The organism is Shewanella sp. POL2, assembly GCF_000282755.1.
Lineage (GTDB): Bacteria > Pseudomonadota > Gammaproteobacteria > Enterobacterales > Shewanellaceae > Shewanella > Shewanella xiamenensis.
Window position 1 is genome coordinate 52089 of the sequence record NZ_AKZL01000025.1, and the last position, 6081, is coordinate 58169.

Sequence of the window (6081 nt, forward strand, 5' to 3'; positions counted from 1 at the left end):
CGAAGGAGCCTTAATCAATGGTATTCGATTTAGTCGATATTTTCTGGCGGGACAATGAAGCCCTGATAGGCATCCGTTTTTAGCTCATTGAAGCGCTCTAGCTGAGCCTTTTCTTGAATTCCTGTCACTATCACCTGAATATCTAATCCTCTAGCTACATTGATAATCGCACGGCAGAGCTCGCTATTATGTGATGCTTCGTCATAGTAAGAGAAAGATTGGTCAAGTTTAACGTAACTTGGTCTTAGCTCTTGGAGGTAAGACATGGAGCCAAATTGTCTACCAAAATGGTCAATACCAAATTTAGCACCATTGTCCCTAATAATATTGCAAAGGCGAGTACAGGATTCTAAGTCGCTATAAACCCCCGCTTCAGGGATCTCAAAGCAAATCCGTTCAACCTGTTGAGCCGTGCGGAGGAAGTGATTAAGCCAGTCGTGGAACTGTGTATCACTAATACTTTGATGCGTTAAGTTTATCGCTAAAGGCTCGTAATGACGCTCAAGCAGTTTTTGCTCGTAGACAGTCTCAATGAGGCATTTATCGAGTAATGAGCCGAGTGACAGCAGCTCTATGTAAGGCATAAACTGGCCAGCATGAGCGAGCTTATCACCCAGCTCGAGTTGGCAATAGAGCTCTCTTTGGCTCACGCCATCGCCATTACAAAATTGGATAGGTTGCCAACGGAACTTGAACTTTTTGTTGCTAATGGCGTGGCTAAGATTGTCGCGCCATTGTTCTCGGGTGAAAAGTTGTTGTTCAGTTGTCTCGAACCAATGGAAGGTTTTATTCTCTTTGAGCGCTTTTTGCAGAGCGTTGTCTGCTTGGGCAAGAATATCGGAGACCTTCATTTGGCCAATCCGTTCAGCCACCCCAATCGCAAAATTCTCATTGGGCTTACAACCTGCTTTTGATATTTCTTGATTGATTGTGCGGATCAGCGTTTGCAAATATTTGCTAATTTGATCATGTTCTACATCGGTTACAAGGAAGGCAAACTCAAATGCGGCAATACGCGCAACCACAGAGGGGGTGATCTCATTTAATTGCTGGACTAGTTTTTCGGCCAATAGGCGAATGGTTTCATCGCGAACCTGATAGCCATATTTACTGTGAACTTCTTCGAGCCAGTCTAACTTAGCTAAGAACAGGGCGCCGCTGCTCGGTTCGCTTAACCAGCCATTGAGACGGCTCACCACATATTGGCGATTAGGCAGTCCTGAGGCGGGGTCTGTGAGATTCTTTTTGCGTAAAGTACCTACCTCCTCATCGAGTGATTGGAAGAGCTGTTTTAGTTGAGCTGACATGCTATTGAACGCGGTAACGAGATCTTTGAGTTCTGTGGTTTTAGGCAAAGGCATATCTGGCCCAAACTGGCGAGCCGCAATCTTTTTAGCATGATCAGATAAAGCGTGTAGTGGTTTTAAAATCCAAGTTAATCCTAATCTTGCGGTAAAAATAGCGACTAAAAACAGCAACGAAAAGGCGATAATAGTATTGGACATGATGCGCCATAATTCATGGTAACCAAATCCTGGGTGCGCAGTGATTTCAAGCTGAGCTAGCTGTAACCATCCTGAGGTAATCGTGCTTTCTTTTTTGATGGTTTTAAATAGGTTCAAATTGATAAACCATTGAGGTACATCATCAATTTTAATAGGGTTAGCCCATTCTTGTTGTTTACCGTCAACCATCCACGTCAGTTTAATATTTTTATAATAGCCGCCTTCAAAAATAACGTTGACTAAGGTTTCTGCGGCTGCAGTATCACCCGCCTCAAGCGCGGGAGTTAGCATTAATCCAAGCGAGGTACTGGCATTGTTTAGATCCGATTCCATTTGCTTGGTCAAAAAGCTTTGAGTCTCAGTAAATTGCACATAGCCAAGACTTGCTACTACTAACAAGAATAGGCTAAAAAGCAGCGAATAAATCTGTCTAAACAGTGTCATCTTGGGTGCTACTCCAGTTTTAATTTGGGCTGTCTTAAGCGATCAACCCCTAACCTATGGTTTAGGTCATTCCATTTTTCGAGTCGTGTTGACGAGCCAGCTAAAACGCCTCGTCCCTGTTCTTTGTTAAGCCATAACTGTTTACCGTTAAAGCTGTATACGGGTATAAGATCTTTACGTTGAGTTGCGGGTTTGATGACATGATCAAGATTATCAAGCACTAAAGGGATGGAGGAAGGGGTATCATAGTAAGCTAATACCATATGATACTGATTAACACTGGTTGCTTTAACCATGGTGATCCGCATTTTATCCTCGGGCACACCTAATTGAAGCAGTGTAAAATACTTGGCGATTGAAAAATCCTCACAATCTCCACCATTGACTCCAATAAACTCCATTGGAGTGGCCCAATAGTTTGATTCTCCCCATAATTTTATATCATCAACGAAGCGAAATAAGTTAAAAAAGTTATTAACTTTCAATAGCTTTTCTTTTTCGTCAACCGTGTTTGCCTCTGCTAATACTTTAAACCAAGCTCTTGCTCGCATTCCTGCTCGCTCACCATAGCGTTTTTCTAGCGTTGAGGTGATTTTTGCTTCATCGAGTGTTTGGGTCGGTGCCGCATACAGGCAACTAATCCCCAACGCAGACGCAATTAGGCTTGAGCGGCAGGCGCGAAAAAATGCATTTATATCCTTTGGCCTGCCGTTCATAACCTACTCTGTTAGCCCTTATTTGGTGTCATCGACGGAATAAATCGTCCACTTCATATCTGTAGCGGTGTCATCACCCGTCACTTCAGCGACGACTCGGCGATTACGAATTTCTGCTTCAGGTGTCTGTTCTAAAACGACTGGACGACTTGAGCCATATCCTATGGCGGTGAGTCGGCTTCTGTCGATACCAAAACGTTCGGCAAGAACGGCGGTAACGGCATCAGCACGCTCCTGTGATAATACCGAGTTTCTTTCATCTGTACCCGTACGACTTGTATGTCCTTCAATGGTCACCTTCGTTGTGGGGTATTGACGTAAGAATATTGCGATCTCTTCAATTTGCGGGTAATACTCAGGTGCAATGTATGCTGAGTTATTGGGAAATAATACATTGATTTCCTTACGCTCATTAATTGATTTGATCTGACCACAGCCGTAGTTATCCGTGCCTGCACCTTTAACAGTATCGTTGCAGCGTTCACGGGCTTCAACTACTCCATCACTATCCTTATCGGAAAGATCGTATGCTTGAGTTGTTGTCATATCTTCAATATTGACTGTATCACGCATGGAACAACCTGCTAAAAGCGCCACGCTAAGGAATAGGATAGTGGTTTTCATTGGTTGGCTCCTCCTTCGTAGCTACGCTCTCCGCGCCATGCTTCCGGACGCGTCACTTTCAGTGAGTCGAGTAAGCGGCCAGTCGCGTTAAGCACGCGATATTTGGCAATGATTTCATCATATTCAGCTTGTAAGTAGTCCTTACGTGCTTCGAACAATTCATTCTCAGTATCAAGTAAGTCGAGTAAGCTGCGTTGACCAAGGTTAAATTGCTGCGCATAAGCGGACTGAGTATCTTTGGCTGCAATGACATGGTCACGAATGTATTGCTTTTGAGGTGCTAACATTTCATAGGCGTTCCAAGCTAGATTGACGCCTTCAACGACTTCTCTTTGAGCGCGTTGACGGATTTCTTTGGCTTCACCCAGCTTATAGGCTGATTCTTTTTCACGAGCGAGGTCTTTACCGCCAGCGAAGAGGTTATATCTTACTCGCACCATGGCGACGATGTCGTTGCTATAACCACCTACATTTTGGCTCGCTAATGCACTTACGCCATCTTCGCCACCCACATCATTGTTCCAGCTACCGTTTAGCTCTAACGAAACTTGCGGGTAATAGTTGGCTTGGGTGGATGAACGCTCATTTTCAGCAGCACGAATATCGTTTGCTGCAGATTTAAGGATAGGATGATTTTTCTCTGCGTCAGCTAAGCTACTGTTTAAATCCTTTGGTAACATATCGGCATCTGGAACGGGTTGAATTAAGTCAACTGGGTCGGCAGACACAACTCGGATAAATTGCGCTTTAGCATCGAGCAAATTATTTCGAGCAGAAATCACATTCGCATTTGCCCTTGCAAGACGGCCTGATATTTGTGATAGATCGGCTGTTGAACCTAGACCTGAATCAGTACGTTGCTTGATTTGATCATAAATTTCTTTATGGCTGTTAAGATTTTTTTCAGCCAGCTTCAACACTTCATCAGTACGAAGGTAGTTGAGATAGACTTTGCTGACATCCAATGCCATATCTTCAGCAGCAGCAAGTAAGGCCCACTGGTCTGCACTGGCTTCAAAGCTATAACGGTCAACTTCACTGCTGGTATAAAAACCATCAAAAAGCATTTGTTTTAGGCTAATACCAAACTCACCGCGGTTGAGTTCCGCGACGCCATTGCTATCAACATCGCCGACGTTTTTGCGTCGACGGGTTGATACGCTATCCGTCTGCTCGTAGCCATAGCCACCAGTGAGATCGACTGTTGGCATATAACCAGCAATTGCCTGATTTACTTGCTCTTCTCTTGCTTTGAATCGGTTAAACGCCACTCGTAGATCTGGGTTGGTATCGAGCGTGTGCGCAACCGCTTGCTCAAGCGTTTGGCTTTGAGCCGATAGTGGAAGCAAGATAGCTGACAGCAGAACCGCTATTTTTGAACATTGAAATTGTCGTCTTACTAAAGTCTTCATTGCAAACCTCCCGGTTTATAACAGGCTTAACGCTCTCTGAGCGCTGTGTCCTTAGCCCTTAAAATTGGATTTAAAATGTACTCAAGAATGGATCTTTGTCCGGTGATAACGTCAACGCTAGTTAACATCCCCGGTATAATTGGCATCTCTGTGCCATCGTCTTTTATCAAACTCGATTCTTCGGTTCTTACCTTTATAAGGTAGAAGCTATTTCCTTCTTCGTCCTGTGATGTATCGGCACTAATATGCTCTACTGTACCTTTAAGACCACCGTAACGGGTAAAGTCATAGGCAGTCACCTTAACTACTGCAGGTAAGCCTGTATGTAAAAACGCAATATCCTTAGGTAAGATCTTGGTTTCTATCAGTAACTGATCTTCAGATGGCACGATTTCAACTATATCAACTCCGGGTTGAACCACGCCTCCTAAGGTGTTGATATGCACAGTCTTAATGGTGCCGTTTACAGGGGAAGTTATAATCGCTTTGCTAACCTTATCTTGGGCTCCCACCTGTGCTTCGTTCATTCTGGATAAACGGGTTTGTGTTTCGTTAAGTTGTGCACGAAGATCTGCAGCGTAAACAAATACCGCTTCACGGCGCTTTAATATTGCTTCATCTAATGCTGCTTTCAGTTTCGGTCTAAGCAGTCTCAATGAGTTTAATTCCCCTTGGGCATCGTTCACTGCGCGTTCGAGTTTAAGTAATTCAACTTCGGGCACAATCCCTTTTTTAGCCAGAGGCCTCGTAAGCTCTAACTCCCTAGAAATCAACTGCATACTGGTTGTTAAGGTCGTTGTTTTTGAGGCAAGGTCATCGATTTCTTGTTGCCTTTGTTGTATCTGACGAACCAGAATTTCTAATTGGTTGCTCAGATTATCTAAGCGACCGTTATATTCTTCCTGTTGTCTTTTCACTAGGGCGGGTTCTGCCTCATGAATACTATCGGGAAATACTAAAGCTTTTTTGGTAATTTTAACTTGTTCACGCCAGTCAGAAGTCATATCAGAGATAAGAATGCTATCTAACTCTGCGCGCATACGGATGGCATTGGTTTTTAAGCCAAAGACCTCTTGCTCTTGCTGGGCAAAATCGGAGCGAAAGCGGGTATCATCAATCCTAACAAGGGGTTGCCCTTTAGTGACAATGTCTCCCTCTCTCACAAAGAGTTCTTGCATGATACCGCCGTCAAGACTTTGAATGACTTGAACTTGAGAAGAAGGGATAACTTTCCCAGAACCCGTTGTCACCTTATCCAGTTTGGCAAAACCTGCCCAAAGTAGAAAACACACAACCATGGCAGCTAATGCCCATATGATTAGCCTATGTCCACTTGGGGCATCGGTCATCATGGCACCGTAAACATCATCAACCATGTCT

5 protein-coding genes are annotated in these 6081 nt (G+C 44.0%); all 5 read right to left on the minus strand.

All coding sequences use genetic code 11. The features are described from left to right. Window positions 1-29: 29 nt before the first annotated feature. A complete protein-coding gene (locus tag SHEWPOL2_RS08865; protein WP_037427720.1) occupies window positions 30-1949 on the minus strand; it encodes an EAL domain-containing protein in 1920 nt (639 codons plus the stop codon). 8 nt (window positions 1950-1957) lie between these two features. Beyond that, the gene (locus SHEWPOL2_RS08870) at window positions 1958-2665 is read right to left on the minus strand and encodes a transglutaminase-like cysteine peptidase (RefSeq protein WP_037423398.1); all 708 of its coding nucleotides are present in this window, start codon (window positions 2663-2665) and stop codon (window positions 1958-1960) included. A gap of 18 nt (window positions 2666-2683) precedes the next feature. Then, a complete protein-coding gene (locus tag SHEWPOL2_RS08875) occupies window positions 2684-3289 on the minus strand; it encodes an OmpA family protein (protein WP_037427723.1) in 606 nt (201 codons plus the stop codon). Next, window positions 3286-4701, minus strand: coding sequence for a type I protein secretion system protein AggA (aggA, locus tag SHEWPOL2_RS08880; RefSeq protein ID WP_037427724.1), 1416 nt, complete (start codon window positions 4699-4701; stop codon window positions 3286-3288). The genes SHEWPOL2_RS08875 and aggA overlap by 4 nt, the downstream gene beginning before the upstream one ends. A gap of 26 nt (window positions 4702-4727) precedes the next feature. Continuing rightward, on the minus strand, window positions 4728-6081 hold a 1354-nt coding region (locus tag SHEWPOL2_RS08885; RefSeq protein WP_083848321.1), incomplete at its 5' end, for an HlyD family type I secretion periplasmic adaptor subunit.